The sequence below is a fragment of the Geothrix terrae genome, assembly GCF_022808775.1.
GTDB lineage: Bacteria > Acidobacteriota > Holophagae > Holophagales > Holophagaceae > Geothrix > Geothrix terrae.
This window is the reverse complement of record NZ_JAKZLA010000002.1, coordinates 242,933-266,317: the sequence shown is the minus strand read 5'-3', so window position 1 is coordinate 266,317 and position 23,385 is coordinate 242,933. Positions and strand designations below refer to the sequence as shown.

The following is a 23,385-nucleotide window of genomic DNA, read 5'->3' as shown; positions in this document are numbered from 1 at the left end:
CGGGAATCCACGCCTTCCCGGCCCCGGAGCGCCCATGAGCAACCTCCGTGGCCTCCTCGAGAGCATCAGCATCACCGACGTGGTGCAGCTGCTCCATCTGAACAGGAAGACCGGCCAGCTGCTCATGCAGAACGGCCGCTTCCAGGGCGTGATGTACGTGAGCGGCGGCGCGGTGGTCCACGCCGAGACTTCGCGCTCCACCGGCGAATCCGCCGCCTTCGAGCTGCTGGCCTGGGAGCGGGGCGAGTTCGAGTTCCAGGCGGTGCCGGTCAAGCCCGTGGGCAGCATCCGGCGGAGCGTGCCGGACCTGCTCATGGAGTCGGCCCGCACCCTGGACACCCGCCGCCGCCTGGGGGCCTACTTCCCCTCCCTGGACGCGGTGCCCTGGACCTTCCTGCCGGAACCGGCCCTCACCGCGGGCCTGAAGCTCACCCCCGAGGCCCTCAAGGCCATCGCGCACTTCGATGGCTACCAGGACTTCCACCAGGTGATGGTCTCCACGCAGTTGAACGAGACGGCGGTGCTGGAGGCGGCCTTCGCCCTGCTGGAGGCCGAGCGCCTCCAGGTCTTCGAGCCCGCCGTCCCACTTGCCGTGGAGACGATGAAGACGGGGCTGTTCAAGAAGGGCGACCACGTGGAGCTGGGTGTCATCCACGAATCCCGCTGGCGGGGGCTCCAGCCCTACAGCCACGGCTTCATCACCCAGGTGCGGATCCAGTGGCGGGGCGGCGTGGCCCACGAGGCGGCGCGCTTCGTGCCCGGCCTGGCCGATGGCGTGATCTCGGTGCCTGAGCCCCTTCTCAAGAGCTGGGGCATCGGCCCCACCGAATCGGTGGTGGTGCGGCCCGCGCCCTGAATCACATTCCTCGGAGCAAGACCATGGTCCAAACCATCGCCGACCTGTTCTACCAGGCCTGTTCCTTCCAGTCGCCGGATGCCCTGGCCTACCGGAAGGGCGGCGGCTACGTGCCCATCTCCCACCAGGACCTGCAGGCCCGGGTGGAGCGCCTGGCCCTGGCCCTGGGGGCCCGCGGCCTCAAGGCGGGCGAGCCCGTGGCGCTGATCTGCGAGAACCGGCCCGAGTGGGCGGTCGTGGACTACGCCTGCGCGGTCTCGGGCCTGCCCACCGTGCCGGTCTACCCCACCCTGAACGCGGCCCAGAGCGCCTTCATCCTCAAGCACTCCGAGGCGCGCATCGTCTTCTGCTCCACGGCGGACCAGGCGCGGAAGGCCCTGACCGCGCAGGGTCCCGGCTCCGCCCTGCAGTGGGTGGTGCAGATGGACGGCATCCCCGCGGACTCCAGCGTGATCCCCTTCTCCACCCTCATGGCCGAGGGCGAGGGCCTGGAGAGCCGCCGCGCCGAGGTGCGGGCCTGGGCCAAGGAGCGGAAGGCGGACGACCTGCTGACCATCATCTACACGTCCGGCACCACGGGGGATCCCAAGGGCGCCATGCTCACCCACGGGAACCTGGTGTCCAACGTGGAGCGCACGCTCCAGCTGCTGCAGCTCAAGAAGGGGGACCGCTGCCTCTCCTTCCTGCCCCTCTCGCACATCCTCGAGCGCATGGCGGGGCACTACTCCACCTTCCGCATCGGCGCCAGCATCTACTATGCGGAGAGCATCGCCACCGTGGCCGATGACCTCCAGGCCACCAAGCCCACCATCATCATCAGCGTGCCCCGCATCTACGAGAAGATCTACGCCCGGGTGCGGGAGAACGTGGCTTCCAGCAGCCTGGTGAAGCGCTTCATCTTCCACTGGGCCATGTGGGCGGGCGACATGTCCGTGCCCTACCTGTACGAGAAGCAGAACATCCCCATCTGGATCCAGTTCCAGCTCTGGTGGAGCCGCCACCTGGTCTTCCACAAGATCCTGGCCCGGACTGGCGGGAACATCCGCTTCGCCATCAGCGGGGGCGCGCCCCTGGCGCCCAAGGTCATGGCCTTCTTCTGGGCCGTGGGCCTTCCCATCACCGAAGGCTATGGCCTCACGGAGACGAGCCCCGTGGTCTCCTTCAACCGCTTCGGCGAGGTGGTGCCCGGCAAGGTGGGGCGCCCCATCTACGACGCGTGGGACGGCAAGCCCTACGTGAAGATCGCGGAGGACGGCGAGATCCTCGTCAAGGGCCCGAACGTGATGAAGGGCTACTGGAAGAATCCCGAGGGCACGGCGGAGGCCTTCGACGCGGACGGCTACTTCCGCACCGGCGACATCGGCGAGCTGAGCTCCCGGGGCCTTCTCAAGATCACGGACCGCAAGAAGGAGATCATCGTCACCAGCGGCGGCAAGAAGGTGGCGCCCCAGCCCATCGAGGAGCTGCTCAAGACGGACAAGTTCATCACCCAGGCGGTCCTGCTGGGCGACAAGCGCAACTACATCTCCGCGCTCATCATCCCCAACTTCGACAGCCTGCACCGCTGGGCCCACCAGAAGAAGATCCGCTTCTCCAACAACCGCGACCTGGTGGCCCGCCCCGAGGTGCATGAGCTGATGATGGAGCGGGTGGAGACGGTCAACCAGCACCTCTCCAACTTCGAGCGGGTCAAGAAGGTGGCCATCCTCGACCACGAGCTGAGCCTGGAGAGCGGCCAGCTCACCCCCAGCCTCAAGGTGAAGCGCCGGGTGGTGAACGAGATGTACGCCACCCTCATCGAGTCGCTCTACAAGGGCGCCTGAACCCCGCCCGCGCTCAGTCCGCCGAGGGCCCCTTCAGCTCGATCACGTTGCCCTCCGGGTCCCGGAGGTAGACGGACGGGCCGGTGCCTTCGGCCCCGTAGTTGTCATGAACCTCGCTCAGCTCGATGCCATGGGCGGCGAAGCGGGCCCGAAGGGCGGCCTCGTCGAAGGGATCGATGCGCAGGCAGAAGTGGTCCTGGTTGCGGCCCTCCGCGCCCGGCGCCGCACCGCCGGAGGCGCCCAGCTTCCCGCCCACGGAGACCAGGTCGAGCATGGAGCGCCCCGCCCGGAGGTGGACGAGCCCCAGGTCGGGCACCTGCCGGTCGAGCCCCAGGCCGATCACCCGTGTGTAGAAAGCGGTCATGGCCTCCAGATCAGTGACGCGGAGGACCAGGTGGTCGAGGGCGAGGATGCGCATGGCTGGTGGGCCTCCCGGCCCCAGCATAGCCGGGGTGCCCCCCGGTCCCAGCATGGCCGGAAGGGCCCGGCGGGAGCGCCGCCGGGCCCAGGCGACTCGGACGCAGTCAGAACCGGATGCCGGCGTAGATGCCGATCTGGCTCTTGGGGGCGAGGCTCTTCAGCAGGTCCGCCGTGGAGGCGAAGTCGTTGCTCTTGGAGCTGAGGGGGAAGGCGGCCTCGACGCCGATGAAGGGCTTCACCAGGGGGCTGGGGAAGGCGTACCCGGCGTTCACGCGGGCCCACACGCGGTTGTAGGTGGTGCTATCGCCGCCGGCCTCCTTCAGGGATTCGGAGCGGAACTCCAGGCCCGCGCCCACGGCGATGACGGCCTTGAAGTTGAACATGGCCCCGGCCGACCAGTGGCTCTGCTTCAGCTCGCCCTCGGCCATGGGCGTGCCGCCCAGGGTGGCCTTGAGGGTGGACTTGGATTCCGGCTGGTAGCCGGCGGTGAGCTGGAGCAGGACGGGGCCGAAGTCCACCACCGAGTAGCCGAAGCGGGCGCCGACGACGGTCTTGTTGTCCGCCTCCAGCCGCAGCGTGGTGCCAGGCGCCACGTCCATGTGGGGCGAGGGGTACTGCTGCTGCCCGATGAAGAGCCCCACCTCGAAGGTCTGGGCCGCGAGGGGGGCGCCGAGGAGCAGGGCGAGCGCGAGGGTCTTTTTCATGAGGGTCTCCTGAGGGGAAAGGGAAAGGCGGCCCATCCTTCCATCGCCCCTTCGGGAAATCAAGAAGATTCGCATGTCATCAATCGAGGGGCGCCCCGGCGGCCGGGCCTGATCCTCGCGCGGGGCCGCCTGCGGACGCCGGGTTCTGCTTCCGGACGCGGTGGTAGTGGCGGCGGGCCTTCTCCCGGTTGCCGCAGCTGGTCATCGAGCACCAGCGGCGGGAGCGGCCGCGACTGAGGTCCAGGAACAGCCAGGTGCACTGCGAGCCTCCGCACTCCCGGACCGGGGCCGGCTCCTCCGCGGTCAGCAGGTCCGCCGCGGCCCGGGCGATGGGCCAGAGGGGGGCCGTGAGGTGCCGCTCCATCTCCCGCCAGTGCCAGGCGGGAGAGGCTGCGTCCCAGACCAGGCAGAGGTGGGGCAGGGCCTCCCGGAGGGCCCGGTTCAGGGCGTCCAGGTCTGCGGGGGGCACCGCCCGCCCGTGGGCCCGGGCCGAGAAGAGGCTGTACAGGGCCTCCCGGAGGGCCCGGGCGGTGTGGAGGGCGGCCTCCGCGGCGGTCGGGCTGGCCAGGGCCTGGGCGGCCAGGGCTTCCGCCGCGTCGGGGGCCAGGAGGTCCGTCTGCCGGGCGAAGGCCAGGAGTCGGGCATAGGCCTGCAGTCTGTCTGTGTCTGGACGACCACGGTCATCCCAGGTGTTGACGTAATCCAAGCACAGGTCCCCTCCGGCCAACTCGAAGGGGCCCTGATCCAACGGGGGAGGCGTGTTGTCCATGGCTTGATTCTAACCTGTAAATTGTGCTCAAGAGGTTAGAATCGATTATCACCGCTGAAGGCCAAGGCCAAGGAGAATCGCCATGCCAACGCTCATCGAACGCCTTTTCGCACTGGCTCCCGAGATCCGGTACGTCGCCACCTACCTGGATGGCGTTCACGGCTCGGCCCAGCGCCCGGGCATTGAAGGCGCGAGCAGTTCGGAATCCGACAAGTACGAGGAACTGATCGTGAACCCGACCCTTCTGAAGCTCGTCACGCAGCGCGGCAACATCGACTGCGGGGGGGCCGACTGGGTCATCATCCGGTACGGCCATTTCTACGAGCTGGTCGTGCCGGTTCCGAGGGGCCACCTGTCCATCGGAATCGAGCTGTCCGGCCACCCCCTCGCCATCGCCGAGCAGGTTCTCGCCGTCGCGGAACAGGCGCTCTAGAAGCCCCCGCGAGCGGCCGGGACGTCTCTGCTGCTGGAGGCGGCCTGAGGCCTCAGTCCGCCTCGGTCTTCTCGATCACGATCACCATGCGGGTGACCACCGCGGCCAGGGCGCCCACGGCGGCGAACACCGGCAGCAGGGCCGCGCCCACCACGCCCACCGTGAGGGGGATCTCGATGAGGGTCTTCCCCTCCTCGTTCTTCAGGGTGATCCGCCGGATGTTGCCCTGGTGGATGAGCTCCTTGATCTTGTCGAGGATCTTGCCACCCTCGAGCTTGAATTCTTCGGTGCGGATGGACATGGAACTCCTTTAGGCGCGGACCAGCAGGTGGCGGGCCAGCCAGATCTGGAAGCGGCCCAGCAGCAGGGCCAGGTGGAGGGTGAGGGGCAGGAGGGCCAGGCCCGCCAGGCCGCAGAGGGCCACCGCCAGGCCCGGGTGGGCGGAGATCCAGACCACCCCGCCCACATCGCCCGTGAAGCTGCCGCCCACATGCAGCAGGCGCAGCACCGGCACCGCCAGGAGGGCCAGGCTCGTGGTCAGGAGGCTGACCAGCAGCGTGAAGTAGGCGGTGCCCAGGGGCATCAGCAGCACGAAGTAGAGCAGGCTGGTCCAGGTGCGGGGATCGCCCACCAGGGCCTTCGTGCGGATCAGCCACCCTTCGCCCCCCGGCAGCAGGGCCGGGGCCTCGGGGGTTCCGTCGCCCACCAGCGCCCCCAACAGGCGCAGCTCCGCCACGGAGAGCAGGCGGGCGCCGGCCAGGAAGGCCACCGCCACCGGGACGCCGATGATGAGGATGGCCAGGCCCAGGCTCAGGGTCAGTCCCGTCACCGCATAGGTGAAGGCGAGGATGCCCGTGACCAGGGTGAGCAGCAGGTAGAGCAGGGTCGTGTAGGCCCGGCGCGTGGCCAGGACCTCGAAGAAGCCAGGGTGGGGAGGGGGTTGCAGGGGCATGGGATCTCCCGGGGTGTCTCCAATCTAGGGAGAGTTCCCCCCTACCGGGGAGCGAACCGGCGAACCGCGGGTCCGGGCCGGCGAAGGACCGGGGATCGCGGCCGTCAGGCGCCTTCGTAGCAGGGCCCGGTCTCGCGCACTTCGACGGTGGCCCACTCGGCGGCGGGGCAGGCCAGGGCGATGGTTACCGCCTCCTCCCGGGTCTGGCAGGTGAGGTAGAAGAAGCCGCCGACCATCTCCTTGGACTCGGCAAAGGGGCCGTCGAGCAGGGATGGCCTTCCGTTCCGCACCTCCACGCGAACCCCTTCGTGGTCGGAGTGGAGCGAACTGGTGAGCTTGAGCAGGCCCCGGCCCTGGAGGTCCTCGGCAAAACGCAGCATCCGCTCGTAGACGGCGCGGCCCGCCTCCTCGCCGCGGGCGGCGCGTTGTCCTCGGGGTTCCATGATCAGCAGCATGTAGGGCATTGGAGGCTCCTGGTAGGTTGGGTCCGGAATCCGGGCCGGGTGGTCACGCGTCGCCGCAGGCCGCCGCCCGCTCGAGCAGGAAGCCGCGTTCCCGGGCGTTGCGGGTGAGCGCGGCGGCTTGCTCGAAGGCTGCCTTCGCCTCCTCCTTACGGCCGAGCTTGGCGAGCAGATCTCCGCGCACGCTCGGGAGCAGGTGGTAGCCCTTGAGCGAAGGCTCGGCAGCCAGCGCCTCCACGGCCTCGAGCCCGACCGCGGGGCCGAAGGCCATGCCGAGGGCCACGGCGCGGTTGAGTTCCACCACGGGAGAGGGGGTGACGTGGGCGAGCTCGCCATAGAGGGCGGCGATGCGCGCCCAGTCGGTGTCGGCGGCCGTGCGGGCGCGCGCGTGGCACCCGGCGATGGCCGCCTGCAGCGTGTAGGGCCCTGGGGGGCCACCCAGCGCCTGGGCCAGCGCCAGGGCCCGCTCCAGGGCTTCCAGGCCGCGCCGGATGAGGAGCTGGTCCCACCGCCCGCGGTCCTGGTCGAGCAGGAGGATGGGTTCGCCGTCGGGTCCCACGCGCGCCCGCAGCCGGGAGGCCTGGATCTCCAGGAGGGCGACCAGGCCGTGGACCTCCGGTTCCCGCGGGACCAGCCCGGCCAGGATGCGGCCGAGCCGCAGGGCCTCCTCGCAGAGCCCGGGCCGGATCCAGTCCTCGCCGGCGGTGGCCGAATAGCCCTCGTTGAAGATGAGGTAGATCACCTCCAGCACCGAGTCCAGGCGGTCGCGGAGCTCGGCCCCGCGGGGCCCTTCGAAGGGAACCCGCACCTCGGCCAGGATCCGCTTGGCCCGGACGATGCGCTGCGCGACGGTGGGCTCCGGCACGAGGAAGGCGCGGGCGATCTCCCCGGTCGTCAGGCCCCCCAGCAACCGCAGGGTGAGCGCGGTCCTGGCCTCAGGCGGGAGCCGCGGATGGCAGGCGATGAACATGAGCCGCAGCAGGTCGTCCCCGATGGGATCGTCCAGCTCGGCGTCGAAGGCCCCCATGGCCGTCTCCTGCTGGGCCTCGAGCTCCCGGCCCAGGGCCTCGTGCTTCTGCTCCATCAGCTTGATCCGCCGCAGCCGGTCGATGGCCCGGCGCTTGGCCGTGGCCATGAGCCAGGCCCCGGGATTCTCCGGGACCCCCGTCCCGGGCCACTGCTCGAGGGCGGCGACGAGGGCATCCTGGGCGAGCTCCTCCGCCAGGTCCAGATCGCGCACCATCCGCAGGAGCCCCCCGATGAGCCGGGCGGATTCCATCCGCCAGACGGCGTCGATGGCTCGATGGGTGTCGGATGTCGTCACATGGGAATCAGACCAGCTTCGCCCGCGGGCCGCAACCTCCTGCAATGGCCTCAGCCTGATTGGGCAAGGCGTGAGGCGAAGCTGGCCGGAAGGCGGATATCAACCCCGTATGGCCGCTTCAATGGAAGCGATGTCGATTTTCTTCATGGGCATCATGGCTTCGAATACACGCTTCGCGACTGGGCCGCCCATGGCCATCGCGTCGGTCAGGATGCGGGGCGTGATCTGCCAGCTGATGCCCCACTTGTCCTTACACCAACCACATTGACTTTCCTGGCCGCCGTTTCCGACGATCGCGTTCCAGTACCGATCCGTCTCCTCCTGGTCTTCCGTCGCGATCTGGAACGAAAAGGCCTCACTGTGCTTGAACTGGGGCCCGCCGTTCAATCCGATGCACGGGATTCCGGTGACGACGAACTCCACGACCAGGGTGTCGCCGGCTTTTCCATCTGGATAGTCCGAAGGGGCCTTGTGGATGGCTCCGAGACGGCTCTGCGGGAAGGTCTCTGTGTAGAAGCGGGCCGCTTCTTCTGCATCACGCTCATACCAGAGACAAATCGTGTTCTTGCTCATTTGGACGCCTCCTGTCGATCGGCGGGGTCCGGGGAGGTCTTCAAGGGCCCGGCGACCTTGTAAGTCGTGAAGATGATGCCGGACGGGAATGCATTCGTGCTGACCAGCTCGAATGAACGTGGCGGGGTTCCCTCCGAGAAGAAGCGCTTCCCCGTGCCCAGCAAGACCGGATAGACGGCCAGCAGGAGTTCATCCGCAAGCCCATGCTCGAGCAGCGTCGAGGTCAGCGTGGAGCTGCCCGAGAGGATCAGGTCCGGGCCGTCCTGTGCCTTGATGCGGCGAACGCCCTTGACGAGGTCCGGCCCAAGGCCCTCGAACGGGCCCCACTCAAGGCTTCCCGGACGGTGGGTCGCCACATATTTTGTGGCCGCATTGAGGCCGTCCGCCATCGGGCTGCTCGGCGCCTTGGGCCAGAAGCCCGACCAGATGTCGTAGGTGCGGCGGCCAAGCAACAGATCGAAGCTCTTGCCATACGCCGCCAGCATGGCATCCCGGCCAGCAGGTGTCCGATAAGGCACGGTCCAGTCGCTGTGGCGGAAATCGTCGTCATCGGCGGAATGCTGGATCACGCCGTCCAGCGACATGTGTTCGATGATTCGGAGTTTTCTCATTTGGGCTGATTCTCATGGGGGACCGCGGCCGGATCCATCCACACCGCCTCCCAGACGTGCCCGTCAGGATCGGTGAAATCGCGGCTGTACATGAAACCAAGATCCTGGATGGGGTTGATGTCAGACACCCCGCCATTCGCGGCTGCCGCGGTGTTCATCGCATCCACCGCCTCGCGGTTCTCGCATGAGACGGCGAGCATCACCTCGCTGGAGGTTGGCTGGGGAATGGCCCGGGTGGTGAATGTGCGCCACTTGGCATGGGTCAAGAGCATCACGTAGATGGCCTCGCTCCAGACCATGCAGGCCGCCGTCTCGTCCGAGAACACGGGATTGTTGGTGAAGCCGAGGGACGTGTAGAACGCCATCGATGTCTTGAGATCGGTGACGGGCAGGTTCACGAAAATCATTTTTGGCATGGGATGCCCTCCTTGGTGGCGTGGCTGGGATGGGGCTGGTGCGCCTAGGCCTTCTGGGCGATCTGGGCGCGCAGGCGTTCTTCCTGCTCCCGCAACTCGGGGGTGAACTGAGGGCCGAAATCCTCGGCTTCGAAGACCTGACGGAGCTCGATCTCGGCCATCTCCCCGGTGGGATTGGGGCAGCGCTTGATCCATTCCACGGCCTCGGCCATCGACCGGACCTGCCAGAGCCAGAAGCCGGCGATCAGCTCCTTCGTCTCCGTGAAGGGCCCGTCGATCACGGTCCGCGTTGCGCCGGAGAACCGCACCCGCACGCCCTTCGAGCTGGGGTGGAGCCCTTCCCCCGCCAGCATCACGCCGGCCTTCACCAGCTCATCGTTGTAGCGGCCCATGTCGGCCAGCAGTTTCTCGTCGGGGAGGACGCCCGCCTCCGTGTGCTGAGTCGCCTTGATCATGACCATGACGCGCATGTTCATTCCTCCTTGGAAAGGTTGAGGTTGGGGAAGTCGATCGTCTGGGGCATGGACGGGAATCAGGGTTCCCAGACTTGGCGGATCTCGCTCTCACCGTCGCCCGCCGTCCGCAGGAATCGCTTGGTGTGCTCGATCGCCTCTTCTTTGGTTTTCACTTGGATCAGCGCGAAGCCCCCCACCAGCTCCTTGGACTCCGCGAAGGGGCCGTCGGTGACGGAAAACGTTCCGTTCGAGAGGCGGACGCGCACGCCCAGGGCGCTCGGCATGCAGCCTTCGGTGGCGAGCAGGACGCCGGAGGCCCGCATGTCCTTGATCAAGGCGCCCATCCCGGCCATTTCCTGGTCGCCGGGTGGGGTGCCCTCCGGTCGGCTGGGCTTGTAGAGGCAGAGAAATCGCATGGTGGGTCTCCTGGGTCCGGGGGTGGGACGTCTTGGTGCGCAGCTACTTCCGGAGCGGAAGGAGCGCCCCGAGCCGCGCATCGCGCAGGTACAGCCCTCCCCACACCAGTGCGGCCACATAGGTCGGGACGAGGATGTGCGAGAACAGGGGATCGCCGACCCGCACATGGGTGGCGACCGCGCCGCCCAGGTAGCCCGTGAGCAGGATGGCTCCAAGCACGGACGTCCTGGGGATGGCGTAGAGCACGACGCAGACGAGCAGGGTGATGCCGAGAGGACCCGCGACGTTCTCCGAGTAGCCGAGCTTGGCGCAGCCCTCGAGGACCGGCGGGAGCCGCATCATTTTGGCGACGCCGTCGAAGGCCAGGAGCAGGACAGGCAGGGCGCTGAGAATACGGCCCGTCCAGAGCCATCGGGTCGGGGTGGGGGCCGGGATGGGGGCCGGGGTGGGGGCGGGTGGGGTGCTGGTGGGCATGGGGCCTCCCTGAGACGCGTGTCAGATGGGAACCGGGGGTGGCTTCCGCACGGGATGGCGGCAGGCCCCGGATTCTACTCATGCGTCGAATGGGAGGCAGCGGAATCGACAGGCTTTGAAACTTTTTTTGCGGTTAATTGTTAAATCATTTGTTTGGTTCAAATAAATTTATGGGCTTTGCGGCCGGCCAAGACCGGAGCGGTTCATCCGCCGTCCTCCGGGAAGGGAGGATGGAGGCGCTCAGCCCAGGTCCGGCACGCGCCAGAGGGCCAGCTCGTCGCCGGGGGTGGGCGCGGGCAGGAGGCCGTTCTCCACGGCGCCGTCATCGCTCTCGGCCTCGCAGAGGTAGGCGGCGATGGCTCCCAGGGGCTGGTCCGTGGGCACCAGGGACCAGCCGGCCGGGGCCTTCCGCGGGCCGCGCCGCCAGGACACGGACAGCTCGCCCACGGCGGCGGCCTCCAGGATGGCCCGGCCGCCTTCGGTTTCCAGGGCCTCCACCACGGGGACTTCCACATCGAAGGTGCCCAGGGACTCCTGGAGCGCAAGGCCATGCAGGCGCAGGTGGGCGGCCACGGGCGGCGGCACCAGGTAGGCCGCGGGGCGGTCCACCACCAGGCTGCCCACGAAGCGGCCCAGGTGGGGGATGGTCACGCGGCTGGGCGCGCCCTCCAGGGTGCGGGGGGTGCGCGTGAGGATCTCCACGGGCTGGGGGAAGGTCTTCAGGTCGTAGCGCACGGCGATGCGGTTCCGCGGCGTGCGGCTCTCCGCCACGGTCTGCACCACCTCGTCCCGGTGGGCGGCCACGTACCTGAAGGTCTCCAGCATGAAGGCGTAGGCCGTGCGGACGCGCTCGGAGAAGGGGATGTACGAGTAGCACTCCAGCAGCAGGTCCATGCGGCTGGTGAGGCCGCGGTAGTTGCTGCCGAAGCGGGGGTGGTGCGGGTAGGTCATCCAGCCCTCGCCCACGGGGGCGCCGGGCTCGGCGTCGCGGTCCGCGTCCAGGGCCCGCTCGTCCTCCACGAAGTTGCCGTACCAGCCCGCGTCCAGGCCGTGGTTCGCCTTCAGGGCCGCGACGACGGGCGGCAGCAGGCGGTTCCGCATGTACTCGATGGGCTCGCCCCGCCCGCTCTCCACGGTGTGGGGGATGTCGTAGGTCATGGAGAAGCGGTGCACGGAGCCGTTCGTCGCGTGGTTGTCGATGGTGAGGTCCGCCGCCCAGGGCTGGCAGACACGGGTCTGCAGCAGGCGCATCTCCGCGCCCTCGTACTTCAGGTAGTCGCGGTTCAGGTTGATCTTGGCGGCGTTCACGCGGGTGCCCACGCCGCTGTCCGGGCCCAGCTGGCCCGTGAGCTTGGGCAGGTGCAGCCTGCGGTTGCCGGGGTCGATGGCGTCGTTGCCGTCCGGGTTGAAGAGCGGCACCACCACCAGGGTGAGGCTCTCCAGGATCTGGCCCGCGTCCAGGCCCGGCTTGCCGTCCAGCAGGTCGCGCACCAGCATCAGGCAGCCCTCCTTGCCCTCCACCTCGCCAGCGTGGATGCCGCTGATGACCAGCACCACGGGGAGGCCCAGGCTGCGGGCCTGCTCGGGCGTCGTCGCACCGTGGGCGGAGAGCACCAGCAGGGGCAGGTCCCGGCCCTGGGGGCTCGTGCCGAAGCTGGTGACGTGCAGCCGCTTGTCGCCCTTGGCCTGGAGGCCCGCGATGAAGGTCATCACGTCGGCGTGGCGGCTGGTCTCCTCGTAGCGGGTGGCTTCGGCCCGGGTGAGCGGCGTGCTGGGCAGGGTCATGGGGGCTCCGGGAGTGGAGGGGTATTCTCACGCCCCGGCCACCTGGCGTCCATCGGGAGGGCCCGCCCGGGACCGGGAATCTCCGCGGGAGGCCGCCGGGCCTACATCCGCTTCAGGACCTGCTGCCCCATGTGGCTCACGCGGTAGTGGCCGGCCGCCCGTTCGCGGATGAGGTCCTGGCGCTCCAGGTAGACCAGGTCGGCCTCCGCCGCCCCGGCCTTCAGCAGGTGGTCCCGGGCTACGTCGGGGTGCTGGGCCACCAGCTGCAGCAGCATCTTCTGGCGGGGGGTGATGGGTTCGGCCACGGGGGGCCTCCTGGGGTGCCTAACGATACCCCGTCGGAGCCTCGTTGGGCACGCTCAGGAGCCGCTGGTCTGGCGGCGGTAGCTGGCGCGGTGCAGCTCGCTGATCTTCACGGTGAGGTTCAGGCGCATGGCCGCCGAAGTGCGGGGGAAGGCCCTTGCCAGCACGGCCATCAGGGCTTCGCTGAGCTGAGACTTCACCGTGTCCTCGCGGCCTTCCATGATCTGCAGATCTAGGGTGACGAAGGCGCGATCCGGCGCGCCGTCTCCCACCCGGAAGGTCCGGTGCAGGATGACCCGGCTCTTGAGGTCCTCCTCCCGGAAGAGGCCTGTGGCCGTCAGGGTTCCGTGGAGACGCTCCAGCAGGCCCGCCCAGTCCGGCGCGTCCAGCAGGTTGTCCGAGGCTTCGAGGATGCAGTGGGGCATGGCCGGATCCTACCTTCCCGCGAGGGGCCTGCCCGCCAGGGGCTTGCGCGCCACCTTCTTCTTCGCGCCCTTGTCCCAGTAGTCGGACTCGTCGGCGAAGCAGATGTCCGAGAGTTCGCTCACGCGCTCCTGCACGCAGGTCTGGGCATCGGCCACCGCCTGGTTGTAGATGGCCGGGCCGAGCTCCACCAGGCAGAAGCGCAGGAAGGTATCCGCCCCCAGGTCTCCGAGGCTCACGCCGTATTCCTCGTTCACGAAGCGCTGGATGGGGCCGCGCAGGCGCTTCTCGGTGTCGGGGGAGAGCTTGATGTCCATGGGCGACCTTCTGCCGGCAGGCGGCCGGGCAAGTGTACAGTGGGGACTCTCCGGGAGGTCCCATGTCCTCGAATGCCCGCCTGGACGCCGACGGCCGCCTCCTCTTCCTGACCCGCGCGGCGCGGATGTTCTCGTACGGCTTCCTGTCCGTGGTGCTGGTGCTCTACCTGGCGGGGCTGGGCTTCAGCGAGGGGCGCATCGGGCTGCTGCTCACGCTGACCCTGGTGGGCGACACGCTCATCTCGCTCTGGATCACCGTCCACGCCGACCGCCTGGGCCGGAAGAAGATGCTGATGGTGGGCGCCGCCCTCATGGTGGCTGCGGGCATCCCCTTCGCCCTCAGCGGCGACTTCACGGTGCTGGTGCTGGCAGCCACCATCGGCGTCATCAGCCCCTCGGGCAACGAGGTGGGGCCCTTCCTGGCCATCGAGCAGGCGGCCCTCTCCCAGGTGCTGCCCGGGGAACGCCGAACGGGCGTCTTCGCCTGGTACACCCTCACGGGTTCCTTCGCCACGGCCCTCGGCGCCCTGGCCGGGGGCTGGTCCGCCCAGGCCCTCCAGGCCGCGGGCCACACCCCCGTGGCCAGCTACCGCGTGCTGGTCTTCGCCTATGCCGCCGTGGGGCTGCTGCTCGCACTCCTGTTCACCCGCCTGTCCCCGGCCGTGGAGGCCCCGCCCGCGGCCACCCACGCGAACCGCTTCGGCCTGCACGCCTCCAAGGGCGTGGTGCTGCGCCTGTCGGCCCTGTTCTCGCTGGACGCCTTCGCCGGGGGCTTCGTCATCCAGAGCATCATGGCCTACTGGTTCCACGTGAAGTTCGGGGTGGCGCCGGGAGCGCTGGGATCGATCTTCTTCGCGGCCAACATCCTGGCGGGGCTCTCCAGCCTCTACGCCGTGAAGCTGGCAGGGAGGATCGGGCTCGTCCGCACCATGGTCTTCACCCACATCCCCTCGAACGTGCTGCTGATCCTCGTGCCGCTCATGCCGACCCTGCCCCTGGCCGTGGCCATGCTGCTGCTGCGCTTCAGCATCTCCCAGATGGACGTGCCCACGCGCCAGGCCTACACCATGGCCGTGGTCGCGCCGGACGAACGCTCCGCCGCGGCGGGGGTCACCGGCATCGCCCGCACCACCGGCGCCGCCATCTCGCCCTCGCTGGCCGGGCCCCTGCTGGCCGTTCCCGCCTTGGCCGGGGCGCCCTTCATCATCGCGGGCGGCCTGAAGATCCTCTACGACCTGCTGCTGTACCGGAGCTTCAAGGCTTCGGATGTGGGGAAGTCCGAAGGCGCATGAACTGGACAGTCGGTGTCCATGGGCAGGCTCCGCGTTTTCTGGGTGGATCCTTCACCATCGAAGGCGAACCAGCATTAGAGATTCGATGGTTTTAAATTGTATTTAAAGGGCTTGGTGATGGTGTTACAACATAAAAAATACTAGGTATGGACAATGAAGGAGGACTACCCTCGGGACCGCCCTCTGGAGGTGGGCTTCCATGAAGCATTCCCTCTTCTCCCCGTTCCCGGCCTTCCGACTGGTCTTCCTCTTGGCCCTGGCCCTGCTGGCGCCGAGCATCACGGTCCTGCGGGCCCAGAGCGGCCCCCAGCCGCCGCCGCCCCTCATGATGTTCTACCGCGAGGAGGTCAAGCCGGGCCGCGGCGCGGCCCACGCGGCCACGGAAGCCGCCTGGGGCCGCATCCTCGCCAAGGGTCAGTCCACGGAGCACTACCTGGGCATGAGCTCGCTGACAGGGCCCTCGGAGGCCTGGTTCATCATGGGCTACGGCTCGTACGCGGACTGGGAAGCCAAGCAGAACGAGGCGGACAAGAACCCGGCCCTCAAGAAGGAGATCGACGCCATCTCCCTGAAGGACGGCGAGCACCTCGCCGGGACCCGCAGCTTCCTGGGCACCCTCCGCAAGGACCTGAGCTACGGGCCGCCCGTGGAGATCGGCAAGATGCGGTACATGCGGGTGCGCACCTTCCGCATCAAGCAGGGCATGGGCGCGGCCTTCGAGGATGGCGTGAAGATGGCCCTCGCCGCCTATGAGAAGAGCCACTTCCCTGCCTCCTTCGCGTTCTACGAGGTGGAGGCCGGCACCTGGTCGCCCACCTTCGTGGTGCTGCGCCCCATGAAGTCCCTGGCGGACATGGATGCCATGGATACCGCCAATAAATCGTTCATGGACGCCCTGGGCGAAGATGGCCGCAAAGCCATGCAGAAGGCCTTCGTGGAAACGGTCAATGGCGTGGAGAACCAGCTCTTCGCCTTCAGCCCCAAGCTGAGCTACCCCGGTCCCGGCGTCATCGCCAGCGACCCCGCCTTCTGGGCGCCCAAGCCCGCGAAGGAACCCGCGAAGTAGGGGCCCGGGAGAACCGGGGCTGGAAAGCAGGCAACCGCGAAAAACGCGAAAGGGCGCGAAACGCGATGGAGATTGGCCGCCTGGTCCTTCGGCCCCCAGCCGCGGGATGAGCGGCTGACCACACGCAAGACGATTCGCGTTTTTCGCGGTTCAATCACTCTCGGCGGGCAGGCCGACAGCCAAGCCACTTCTTATCCGTGTTCATGCGCGATCATCCGTGTCCATCCGTGGCTGATCTTCCTTCTTCTCCCCGGCTGGCTTCGCGAAGCGCTGGGCGCGCAGGTGGAAGTCGTCGGTGAAGACGCGGCGCACAGGCGGGGGCGGGGCGGCGTCGGCCACCCGCTTCGCCTTCCGCACCCGCCACAGGCCCCAGGCGGCGGGCAGCAGCAGCAGAACCGGGTATTCCAGCAGCACGCGCAGGGGCGTCAGGCGGAACTGGGTGGGGCGCAGGCCATCGGCGTACCAGGCGTCGAGGATCCACACCTCATCGTCCGGGCGCAGCTCCGCGGCCTCGGCCTTGGCCATCTTGAGGATCTGCTCCGAATCCCCGTGCTTCACCGTCACGAAGTCCGTGATCTGGCTGTCGGAATCCCGGTCCACGCTGCGCACCTCCACGTGGGCCACGCCGGGCCGCTGCGCGTGGCAGAAGGGATTCAGCGCCAGCAGGAAGATCTGCACCAGCAGGATCCACAGCACCGCCCCCACCACCGCCCAGAGGGCGATGAGGACGGACCAGCGGATCGCGGGGCGGGCGAGGAAGGGCATGGGGCGAGTATCCCATCAGCCGGGCTTCGGCAGGCGGTTCAGGAAGGCGTCGATGGCCTGGACGCAGGCGTCGGGACGGGTCTGGAGGAGCCAGTGGGGGCCCTGGAGCCGCACGATGTCCAGGTTGGGCAGGCGGGCGCGGAGCCAGGCGGTGGCGGAAGGGGGCACCAGGCGGTCCCGGACGGCCACGAGCGCCAGGACGGGCACCTGGATGCGGCCCAGCAGCGGCGTCTGGTCCACGGCCACCACGGCGCGCAGGCGGGCCTTCACCGTGGCGGCCGGCACCTGCGGGATTAGGGCGCGCAGCCGGTCCATGAGCGGTTCCGTGGCCCAGCGGCCCAGGAGCAGGAAGCGGATCACCGCCGGCGGCAGGCGGTTGGGCAGGATGGGCAGCAGGGGCGCCAGCCGGCCCAGGCCGGACCGGGGGTTCTTCGCGAAGGTGCCGCAGAGCACCACGCCCATCAGGTACTCCGGCGCCTCCGCCGCCAGGGCCAGGGTCACGGGGCCCGAGAAGGATTCCCCCAGCAGCAGGAAGGGCCGGTCCCGGGGCAGCAGCGTGCGGGCGAAGTGGGCGCAGGCGGGGTAGGACACCAGGGCCGGCGGGTAGCGCACCACCCGCGCCTCGAAGCCCGCGGCCTCCAGGGCCGCCACGAAGGGCCCGAACATGATCCCCGTGCCGTCCAGGCCGGGCAGCAGCACCAGAAGCGGCCGCCCGGCGCGGGCCGGCGAAGGATCGGGACCTGGAAGGGACATGGGGGCAGTATCCCAGCTTCGAGCGGGAACGCTTCAGAGGCAGAACTCCGCGGCGTGGAGGAAGGCCCTCGGCGCCACACCCACCGCGGCCACGACCTGGCGGATGAAGTGGGCCTGATCGTAGTACCCCGCGTCCAGGGCGAGCCGGGTCAGGGGCGTGCCCGGGCGATGGGCGCCGAGGGCCCGCCGCAGGCGGAGGATGGAGGCCACCTGCTTGGGCGAGGCCCCGACGCTCCGGCGGAACCGCTTCTCCAGCCCATCGACGCTCAAGCCCAGGTCCCCCGCGAGGGGCGCGACGCGCAAGGCGCCGGGGTCTGCCCGGATGGCCCGGAGTGCGGCGTCCACCACCGGGTCCGCGCGCCAGTCCCGGCGCGCCCGCTGCGCCAGCAGGAACCGCTCGAGGGCATCCACGCGCGCCCGGTGGCTGCGGGCCGCCCGGATGCCGGCGGAGGCGGCCTCCACCGCCCGGGGATCCACCAGGTCCTCGAGGGGCAGGGTGGCCCCGAAGAGCTGGTGCAGCGGCGGATCGAAGAAGGCCCCGGCCGCCCCGTCCCGGAACTTCGCCAGGATGATCCCGCTGCCGGCGGCGGTGACCATGCGGCGGGCCGTCGCTCGCAGGCCCGTCACGACATGGTCCGGGACCTCGAGCCGCGCGGCGCCTTCCACCAGGCTCGAGGAACCCGCGTATCGGAAGCCGAGGATCAGCCCCGTCTCCGGGATGAGCAGCTTCTCCCCGGCGTCGCCCGCCTCGATGATCTCGAAGGTGCGGACGAAGGGCGCGAGCGCTTCGGTGGGGGCGAAGGCGTGGACCTGCATGGGGTGATCCTACCCGGCATGGAGTTCCTGAATTCATACAAGTTCCCAATGGCCGTCGCGACAAGAATCGGAGGGCGGCGCAGACCGTTCCGCCCGCCCCCAGGAGCCCCCATGTCCACCTTCTCCCTCGATCTCGACCGCGAGCCCGGACTCTGCTTCCTGCACGACGCCTTCACGGTGCCCCAGGCCGCCCGGGCGGCGTTCACGGACCGGATGCAGCAGAACCTGGCCTTCATCCGCACCCTGCCCGGCTTCCGGGGCCACCTGGTCCTCGAGCAGCGGGACGGGGCGTCCACCTTCAACCTCGTGACCCTCGCCGCCTGGGCCAGCCGCGAAGCCTACGAGAATGCGGGCCGGGAGGTCCGCGCCCACTACCAGCGGCTCGGCTTCGACCTGCCCGCGGCCCTGAAGGGCTGGGGCGTCGAGATGGTGCGGGGGATCTACCAGGCCGCCGGCGTCAGGACTTCCCAGCCGTGAAGCCGCCATCCACCATCAGGAGGGCGCCGGTGACGAAGCTGGCTTCTTCGCTCAGGAGGAAGGCCACGGCGTGGGCGACTTCCTCGGGGCGGCCCAGGCGGCCGAGGGGATGCAGGTCGATCAGCGCCCGGCGCACGTCGGGGTCCAGGCCCGAGAGCAGGGGCGTGTCGATGTAGCCCGGCCCCACGGCGTTCACGCGCACGCCCTTGGCGGCGGCCTCCAGCGCCAGCGTGCGCGTGAGGTTCACCACCCCGCCCTTGGCCGCCGAATAGGCCGCCACCATGGTCTGGCCGAACACGCCCAGGATGGAGGCGCAGTTCACGATGCTGCCGCTGCCCTGCGGGTACATCCGGCGCAGCGCGGCCCGGGCCACGCGGAACACGCCGATGAGGTTGATGTCGATCACCCGCAGGAAGTCCTCGTCGCTGTAGGCGTGGGCCAGGCTCATGCCGCCGATGCCCGCGTTGTTGAACACACCGTCCAGGCGGCCGAGCTCCCTGACGGTGTCGGCGATGAGCCGGTCCACCTGGTCCGTGGCGGTGACATCGCAGGGCAGGAACAGGCAGCGGCCCGCGTGGCGGCCGTTCAGGTCCTTGGCATGGGCCACGCCCTGGGACGTGGGGAGGTCCGCGAGGACGACGCCGGCGCCTTCCTCCAGGCAGCGCTCCGCCGTGGCCAGCCCGATGCCGCTGGCGCCGCCGGTGATGAGGATGGACTTGCCCTTCAGGCGCATGGGAACCTCCTCACGGGGCCCGGCGCGCCAGGCCTCGCCTGGGAAAGGCCGATCTCAGCGGATCTACATGTCCACGAGCTTCGGGTGCGTGAGGCGCTCGAAGTCCTTGTAGGCCATGCGGATCAGCTCGGTGTGGGAGCCGGCGTTGAAGGCGATCTCCGGGTCGGCCGCCAGGTGCGGCTCCACGTAGACGTCCATGCCGTACAGGTTCCCGAAGGGCGGCATGGCGCCGGGCTCGCACTCGGGGAAGTCGCCGATGAACTCGCGCTCGTCGGCCAGCTCGACATTGACGGCCCCGGTGGCTTGGCGCAGCCGCTCCAGGTCCACCTTGCGGTCGGCGGGCACCACGGCCATGGCCAGGTGGCCGTCCAGGCTCACCATGACGGTCTTGGCCATCTCCTTGCCTTTGATGTGGGCGGCCCCGGCCACCGAAGTGGCCGTGAAGGCCAGCGGGTGATGGATGATCTGGTGGACCACCCCGTTCTGGTTGAGGAATTCCTCCAGCTTCGTCGTGGCCATGGCAGCCTCCTTCGACACAGCGCACCCCCAAGGATGGGCGGAACGCGGCGGGGGGCCACCGGCGGCCACCGCCTCCTAGCGGGCCCCGGGAGGGCCTCCCCGCCGGTGGGGTGCCTCAACCCATGAGCGCCTCGGCCACGGAGGCTGCCATGGGCGTGGTGGGCCGGCCGATGAGGCGGCTCAAGGTGCGCGAGTCGTCGAAGAGGCCGCCCTTGGCCGCGCCCGTGTCCGATTCGGCCAGGAGGCGGGCGATGGGTTCCGGCAGGCCCACGCCGGTCAGGATGGCCATGAACTCGGCCTCGGGCAGGTTCTGATAGGCCACGGGCTTCCCGGCCTGGCGGGCGATCTCGGCGGCCAGGCCGGCCAGCGTATAGGCCGAGTCCCCCGCCAGCTCGTAGACGCGGCCCGCCTGGTCGGGCCTCAGCAGGATGGTGGCGGCGGCTTCCGCGTAGTCGGCCCGGGCGGCCGATGCGATCTTCCCCTCCCCGGCGCTTCCCAGGAGGACCCCGTGCTGCAGGGCGGGGGGGATGCTGGCCATGTAGTTCTCCGTGTACCAGCCGTTCCGCAGCAGCGCGAAGGGCAGACCCGAGGCCTTGAGGTAGTCCTCCGTCTGGCGGTGCTCCAGACCCACGGGCAGGGGCGAGGTGTCGGCGCGCAGCAGGCTCGTGTAGGCCAGGAACGGCACGCCGGCTGCCTTGGCCGCGTCGATGGCCGCGCGGTGCTGGACGAAGCGCTTGCCCAGCTCGCTGGAGGAGATGAGCAGCACCTTGCCGGCCCCGCGGAAGGCCTCGGCCAGGGTCTCGGGGCGGTCGTAGTCGGCGCGGCGCACCTGGAGGCCCAGGGCGGCCAGATCCTGCGCCTTTTCGGGGCTCCGCACGGCGGCCACGAGCTGGCCCGCGGGCACCTGCTTCAGGAGGGACTGGAGGACGAGGCGGCCGAGCTGGCCGGCGGCGCCGGTGACGACGATTGGGGCGGACATGGAGGCTCCTGCGGGAAGTGCAACCGTATCGGTTGCGGATTAAGACAAAAAAACTCAGGCGGGCTGGGCCTTCACACCCTCCAGCAGGTCGCGGAGGCTGACGCGGGCCAGCTCCCGTTCCATGGCAGCCTGGGCGGTGTGGAAGTGGCCCGTGAGGATGGCCTGGATGGACCGGCCCACGGGGCAGGCCAGGTTCGGGGGCGTGGCGTGCAGGGGGAAGGAGGCTTCCGTGTCCACGGCCCGCAGCACGTCCAGGAGGCTCACGGCCTCCGGGGCCCGGAGCAGCTGCCAGCCGCCCCCCGGCCCGCCCTGGCTGCGCACCAGTCCGGCCTCCCGCAGACCCGCCAGGATGCGGCGGATCACCACGGGGTTGGTGTTCACGCTGCCGGCGATGTATTCCGAGGTGAGGGCCTCGGGCCCCGCGTAGGCCAGCAGGGTGAGCACATGGATGGCGACGGTGTAGCGGGTGTTGGTCATGCGGGTTCCCAATCCGTAACCATGATGGTTTCGAATTGGGAACCTGTCAAAAGGATTTTGCGCAGCAGGACGCTCGCGGGACCCTCGGCCCGGCCTACTGCAGCTTCAGCGGGGCGGCGACGCTCGCGGGCAGGCCCAGCGCGGCGTTGGTGATGGTCTTCAGCAGCCAGCCGCTGACGGAGCCGCCGGAGGCATAGCAGGTGGGGTTGTCGATGCCCTGGCTGGTGAAGGACACCGAGAGGCTCATGCCCGAAGCGTTGACGGTCGAGGGGACCATGAAGCTGTTCTTGGAGCCCACCCAGTAGGCCGTCTTGCCCCAGAGCAGGGAGCCCGGATTGCCGCCGTCGTTCAGGTAGACCGTGCCGCTGCACACGCCGCCGGTGTAGGTCGTGAAGTAGGCCTGGGCGGGGTAGACGGTGCCGTCCCAGGACATGTCCAGGAGGTAGCCGGTGGAGGTCAGGACGGTGTAGCCGTAGCTGTCGGCGCGGGTCACCTTGCCCAGCACCACGTTGTTGGCATCCAGCACCTGGAGTCCGGTGCCCGAGGCGCCCTGGGGGATGGTGAAGTTCAGAACCGCGGCGCTGGAGGTGCCCGAGTTGGTGACCGCGGCGGCGGAGCCCGCGGCGCCCGTGGTGGTGGTGCCGACGGCGACGGTGGCGGCCGCGCCCGCGGGACCGGTCAGGCCCTGGAGCCCCGTGGGCCCCTGGGGGCCGGTGGCACCGGTGGCCCCGGTCGCCCCGGTCGCTCCCTGCGGCCCCGTAGCGCCCGTCGCACCCGTGGCGCCGGTGAGCCCGATGGGGCCCTGCGGACCGGTGGCGCCCGTCAGGCCGATGGGGCCCTGCGGACCCGTAGCGCCCGTCGCACCCGTGGCGCCGGTGAGCCCGATGGGGCCCTGCGGGCCGCTGGCGCCCGTCAGGCCGATGGGGCCCTGCGGACCCGTAGCGCCCGTCGCACCTGTGGCGCCGGTGAGCCCGATGGGACCCTGCGGGCCGGTGGCGCCCGTCAGGCCGATGGGACCCTGCGGCCCCGTCGCACCCGTCGCACCTGTGGCGCCGGTGAGCCCGATGGGGCCCTGTGGCCCCGTAGCGCCCGTCGCACCCGTAGCGCCCGTCACACCGGCCGGTCCCACCAGGCTGGTGCCGGGGAGGGGCCAGGCGCCGGCGGTGAGGGCGCCCTTGGGCCCGTAGAGCACGCTGGCGGCGGTATCCAGGTAGAAGTCCCCGTCCACGCCCAGGCTGGCCGCGGGTGGAACGATGCCGTTGAGGACTGTCTTCCCCGCCGCGCCCTGAGGACCAGCCGCACCCTGGGGGCCGGTGGCGCCCTGGATGCCGGGCAGGCCCTGGGGACCGGCGGGGCCCGTGGCGCCTGTCGCGCCCGCGGCGCCCACAGGACCGGCAGGCCCCTGCGGGCCTTCGGGGCCCACGGGGCCCGCGGCCGTGGCGGGCGCCCAGGTGGAGCCGTTGAAGACCAGGGCCTGACCCGCAGAGGGGGCCGCAGTGTCGAGGGGGATGCCGTTGAGGCGCAGCACCACCGTGGCGTTCTGGGTGCCGGTGACATCGCCGGCCAGCGGGCCGGAGAACTCGAAGGCGCTGCGGGCCTGGAGGGCGGGCACCAGGTCCGTGTCCGGCGTGAGCGCCACGCCGTTGATGGCCACGCGCAGCTTGAGGTTCGGCGTGGCCAGCAGGGAGGCGGGGATGGCGGGCTGGCCCGTGCCGCCCAGCACCGCGGCGTAGAGGCCGTTGTTCACGGAGACGTCCTGCGGGCCCGACGTCCAGAGCTCGGCCCCCTGGCTGTCCAGGATGGCGAAGGTGAAGCTGCGGGTGCCGGTGACCGGCAGGCCGGCTTCCGTCAGGCGGCCCTGGTAGGCCACCTGGGGACTCGGGGCCGCGACGGTGGGGGCGGGCGTCCCCTGGCCGTGGAGGCCGGGGGTCAGGCCGATCAGCGCCAGGGTCAGGAGGGTGGGACGGAAGGGCATGGAACCTCGCAGGGCGG

31 protein-coding genes are annotated in these 23,385 nt (G+C 69.8%); 6 read left to right on the top strand and 25 right to left on the bottom strand.

Annotation, left to right across the window (positions count from 1 at the left end; translation table 11 throughout):
• Positions 1-34: 34 nt before the first annotated feature.
• Both MLE42_RS04325 and MLE42_RS04320 read left to right on the top strand, forming a co-directional pair.
• The gene (locus MLE42_RS04325) at positions 35-856 is read left to right on the top strand and encodes a DUF4388 domain-containing protein (RefSeq protein WP_243286658.1); all 822 of its coding nucleotides are present in this window, start codon (positions 35-37) and stop codon (positions 854-856) included.
• A gap of 23 nt (positions 857-879) precedes the next feature.
• Entirely contained in the window at positions 880-2,679 is a 1,800-nt protein-coding gene (locus MLE42_RS04320) for an AMP-dependent synthetase/ligase (RefSeq protein ID WP_243286657.1), read from the top strand.
• 13 nt (positions 2,680-2,692) lie between these two features.
• Here the strand turns inward: MLE42_RS04320 and MLE42_RS04315 are convergent, their stop codons facing one another.
• The 3 genes from MLE42_RS04315 to MLE42_RS04305 all read right to left on the bottom strand — a co-directional run bounded on the left by MLE42_RS04315 (position 2,693) and on the right by MLE42_RS04305 (position 4,572).
• Complete coding sequence (locus MLE42_RS04315; protein ID WP_243286656.1) at positions 2,693-3,097, bottom strand: VOC family protein; 405 nt, start codon at positions 3,095-3,097, stop codon at positions 2,693-2,695.
• Between the two features lie 106 nt (positions 3,098-3,203).
• Positions 3,204-3,803: a hypothetical protein gene (locus tag MLE42_RS04310; RefSeq protein ID WP_243286655.1), complete on the bottom strand. Its 600-nt coding sequence runs from the start codon at positions 3,801-3,803 to the stop codon at positions 3,204-3,206.
• 79 nt (positions 3,804-3,882) lie between these two features.
• Positions 3,883-4,572 (bottom strand): CGNR zinc finger domain-containing protein, encoded by a 690-nt coding sequence (locus tag MLE42_RS04305; RefSeq protein WP_243286654.1) that lies wholly within the window; start codon positions 4,570-4,572, stop codon positions 3,883-3,885.
• An 82-nt stretch (positions 4,573-4,654) separates the two neighbouring features.
• Here MLE42_RS04305 and MLE42_RS04300 point away from each other — a divergent pair, with 82 nt between their 5' ends.
• A complete protein-coding gene (locus MLE42_RS04300; protein WP_243286653.1) occupies positions 4,655-5,005 on the top strand; it encodes a hypothetical protein in 351 nt (116 codons plus the stop codon).
• Positions 5,006-5,057: 52 nt separating this feature from the next.
• On the opposite strand, the gene MLE42_RS04295 is transcribed toward MLE42_RS04300, so the two are convergent.
• The 14 genes from MLE42_RS04295 to MLE42_RS04230 form a co-directional block, all read right to left on the bottom strand.
• Entirely contained in the window at positions 5,058-5,306 is a 249-nt protein-coding gene (locus tag MLE42_RS04295; protein WP_243286652.1) for a DUF4342 domain-containing protein, read from the bottom strand.
• Positions 5,307-5,315: 9 nt separating this feature from the next.
• Complete coding sequence (locus tag MLE42_RS04290) at positions 5,316-5,957, bottom strand: sensor domain-containing protein (protein WP_243286651.1); 642 nt, start codon at positions 5,955-5,957, stop codon at positions 5,316-5,318.
• A 104-nt stretch (positions 5,958-6,061) separates the two neighbouring features.
• A complete protein-coding gene (locus MLE42_RS04285) occupies positions 6,062-6,421 on the bottom strand; it encodes a YciI family protein (RefSeq protein ID WP_243286650.1) in 360 nt (119 codons plus the stop codon).
• Between the two features lie 43 nt (positions 6,422-6,464).
• Entirely contained in the window at positions 6,465-7,697 is a 1,233-nt protein-coding gene (locus MLE42_RS04280; RefSeq protein WP_275975733.1) for an RNA polymerase sigma factor, read from the bottom strand.
• A gap of 144 nt (positions 7,698-7,841) precedes the next feature.
• Positions 7,842-8,315 carry a VOC family protein gene (locus MLE42_RS04275; RefSeq protein ID WP_243286648.1) on the bottom strand — a complete coding sequence of 158 codons (474 nt, stop codon included), beginning with the start codon at positions 8,313-8,315 and terminating at the stop codon, positions 7,842-7,844.
• A complete protein-coding gene (locus MLE42_RS04270) occupies positions 8,312-8,926 on the bottom strand; it encodes a dihydrofolate reductase family protein (RefSeq protein ID WP_243286647.1) in 615 nt (204 codons plus the stop codon). The genes MLE42_RS04275 and MLE42_RS04270 overlap by 4 nt, the downstream gene beginning before the upstream one ends.
• The gene (locus MLE42_RS04265; protein WP_420843067.1) at positions 8,923-9,342 is read right to left on the bottom strand and encodes a VOC family protein; all 420 of its coding nucleotides are present in this window, start codon (positions 9,340-9,342) and stop codon (positions 8,923-8,925) included. The genes MLE42_RS04270 and MLE42_RS04265 overlap by 4 nt, the downstream gene beginning before the upstream one ends.
• 44 nt (positions 9,343-9,386) lie before the next feature.
• On the bottom strand, positions 9,387-9,812 hold the full coding sequence (locus MLE42_RS04260) for a YciI family protein (protein ID WP_243286645.1): 426 nt from the start codon (positions 9,810-9,812) through the stop codon (positions 9,387-9,389).
• 62 nt (positions 9,813-9,874) lie between these two features.
• Complete coding sequence (locus MLE42_RS04255; protein WP_243286644.1) at positions 9,875-10,213, bottom strand: YciI family protein; 339 nt, start codon at positions 10,211-10,213, stop codon at positions 9,875-9,877.
• A gap of 43 nt (positions 10,214-10,256) precedes the next feature.
• Positions 10,257-10,688: a DoxX family protein gene (locus MLE42_RS04250; RefSeq protein ID WP_243286643.1), complete on the bottom strand. Its 432-nt coding sequence runs from the start codon at positions 10,686-10,688 to the stop codon at positions 10,257-10,259.
• A 240-nt stretch (positions 10,689-10,928) separates the two neighbouring features.
• Positions 10,929-12,473, bottom strand: a complete 1,545-nt coding sequence (locus MLE42_RS04245) for a M14 family metallopeptidase (protein WP_243286642.1) — start codon at positions 12,471-12,473, stop codon at positions 10,929-10,931.
• Between the two features lie 101 nt (positions 12,474-12,574).
• Complete coding sequence (locus MLE42_RS04240; protein WP_243286641.1) at positions 12,575-12,778, bottom strand: hypothetical protein; 204 nt, start codon at positions 12,776-12,778, stop codon at positions 12,575-12,577.
• A gap of 54 nt (positions 12,779-12,832) precedes the next feature.
• A complete protein-coding gene (locus tag MLE42_RS04235) occupies positions 12,833-13,201 on the bottom strand; it encodes a 5-carboxymethyl-2-hydroxymuconate Delta-isomerase (RefSeq protein ID WP_243286640.1) in 369 nt (122 codons plus the stop codon).
• Positions 13,202-13,210: 9 nt separating this feature from the next.
• Positions 13,211-13,516, bottom strand: coding sequence for a DUF2164 domain-containing protein (locus MLE42_RS04230; RefSeq protein ID WP_243286639.1), 306 nt, complete (start codon positions 13,514-13,516; stop codon positions 13,211-13,213).
• Between the two features lie 62 nt (positions 13,517-13,578).
• Between MLE42_RS04230 and MLE42_RS04225 the strand changes: the two genes are divergently transcribed.
• Together MLE42_RS04225 and MLE42_RS04220 are read left to right on the top strand one after the other, a co-directional pair.
• Entirely contained in the window at positions 13,579-14,808 is a 1,230-nt protein-coding gene (locus MLE42_RS04225; protein ID WP_243286638.1) for an MFS transporter, read from the top strand.
• A gap of 199 nt (positions 14,809-15,007) precedes the next feature.
• The gene (locus MLE42_RS04220; protein WP_243286637.1) at positions 15,008-15,874 is read left to right on the top strand and encodes a hypothetical protein; all 867 of its coding nucleotides are present in this window, start codon (positions 15,008-15,010) and stop codon (positions 15,872-15,874) included.
• 201 nt (positions 15,875-16,075) lie between these two features.
• Here the strand turns inward: MLE42_RS04220 and MLE42_RS04215 are convergent, their stop codons facing one another.
• The 3 genes from MLE42_RS04215 to MLE42_RS04205 are packed head-to-tail and all read right to left on the bottom strand — an operon-like array spanning position 16,076 to position 18,208.
• On the bottom strand, positions 16,076-16,639 hold the full coding sequence (locus MLE42_RS04215; protein ID WP_243286636.1) for a hypothetical protein: 564 nt from the start codon (positions 16,637-16,639) through the stop codon (positions 16,076-16,078).
• A 15-nt stretch (positions 16,640-16,654) separates the two neighbouring features.
• Positions 16,655-17,392 (bottom strand): alpha/beta fold hydrolase, encoded by a 738-nt coding sequence (locus MLE42_RS04210; protein ID WP_243286635.1) that lies wholly within the window; start codon positions 17,390-17,392, stop codon positions 16,655-16,657.
• A gap of 33 nt (positions 17,393-17,425) precedes the next feature.
• Entirely contained in the window at positions 17,426-18,208 is a 783-nt protein-coding gene (locus MLE42_RS04205) for a helix-turn-helix domain-containing protein (protein ID WP_243286634.1), read from the bottom strand.
• A gap of 111 nt (positions 18,209-18,319) precedes the next feature.
• Here MLE42_RS04205 and MLE42_RS04200 point away from each other — a divergent pair, with 111 nt between their 5' ends.
• Positions 18,320-18,685 (top strand): antibiotic biosynthesis monooxygenase family protein, encoded by a 366-nt coding sequence (locus tag MLE42_RS04200; protein ID WP_243286633.1) that lies wholly within the window; start codon positions 18,320-18,322, stop codon positions 18,683-18,685.
• On the opposite strand, the gene MLE42_RS04195 is transcribed toward MLE42_RS04200, so the two are convergent.
• The 5 genes from MLE42_RS04195 to MLE42_RS15995 form a co-directional block, all read right to left on the bottom strand.
• The gene (locus MLE42_RS04195; protein ID WP_243286632.1) at positions 18,666-19,418 is read right to left on the bottom strand and encodes an SDR family NAD(P)-dependent oxidoreductase; all 753 of its coding nucleotides are present in this window, start codon (positions 19,416-19,418) and stop codon (positions 18,666-18,668) included. The genes MLE42_RS04200 and MLE42_RS04195 overlap by 20 nt on opposite strands.
• 63 nt (positions 19,419-19,481) lie before the next feature.
• Positions 19,482-19,937: an aminoacyl-tRNA deacylase gene (locus MLE42_RS04190; protein WP_243286631.1), complete on the bottom strand. Its 456-nt coding sequence runs from the start codon at positions 19,935-19,937 to the stop codon at positions 19,482-19,484.
• A gap of 115 nt (positions 19,938-20,052) precedes the next feature.
• Positions 20,053-20,916 (bottom strand): SDR family oxidoreductase, encoded by an 864-nt coding sequence (locus tag MLE42_RS04185; protein WP_243286630.1) that lies wholly within the window; start codon positions 20,914-20,916, stop codon positions 20,053-20,055.
• Between the two features lie 54 nt (positions 20,917-20,970).
• Positions 20,971-21,393, bottom strand: a complete 423-nt coding sequence (locus MLE42_RS04180) for an Rrf2 family transcriptional regulator (protein WP_243286629.1) — start codon at positions 21,391-21,393, stop codon at positions 20,971-20,973.
• Between the two features lie 94 nt (positions 21,394-21,487).
• Positions 21,488-23,368 (bottom strand): collagen-like domain-containing protein, encoded by a 1,881-nt coding sequence (locus MLE42_RS15995; protein ID WP_275975702.1) that lies wholly within the window; start codon positions 23,366-23,368, stop codon positions 21,488-21,490.
• Positions 23,369-23,385 lie beyond the last annotated feature (17 nt).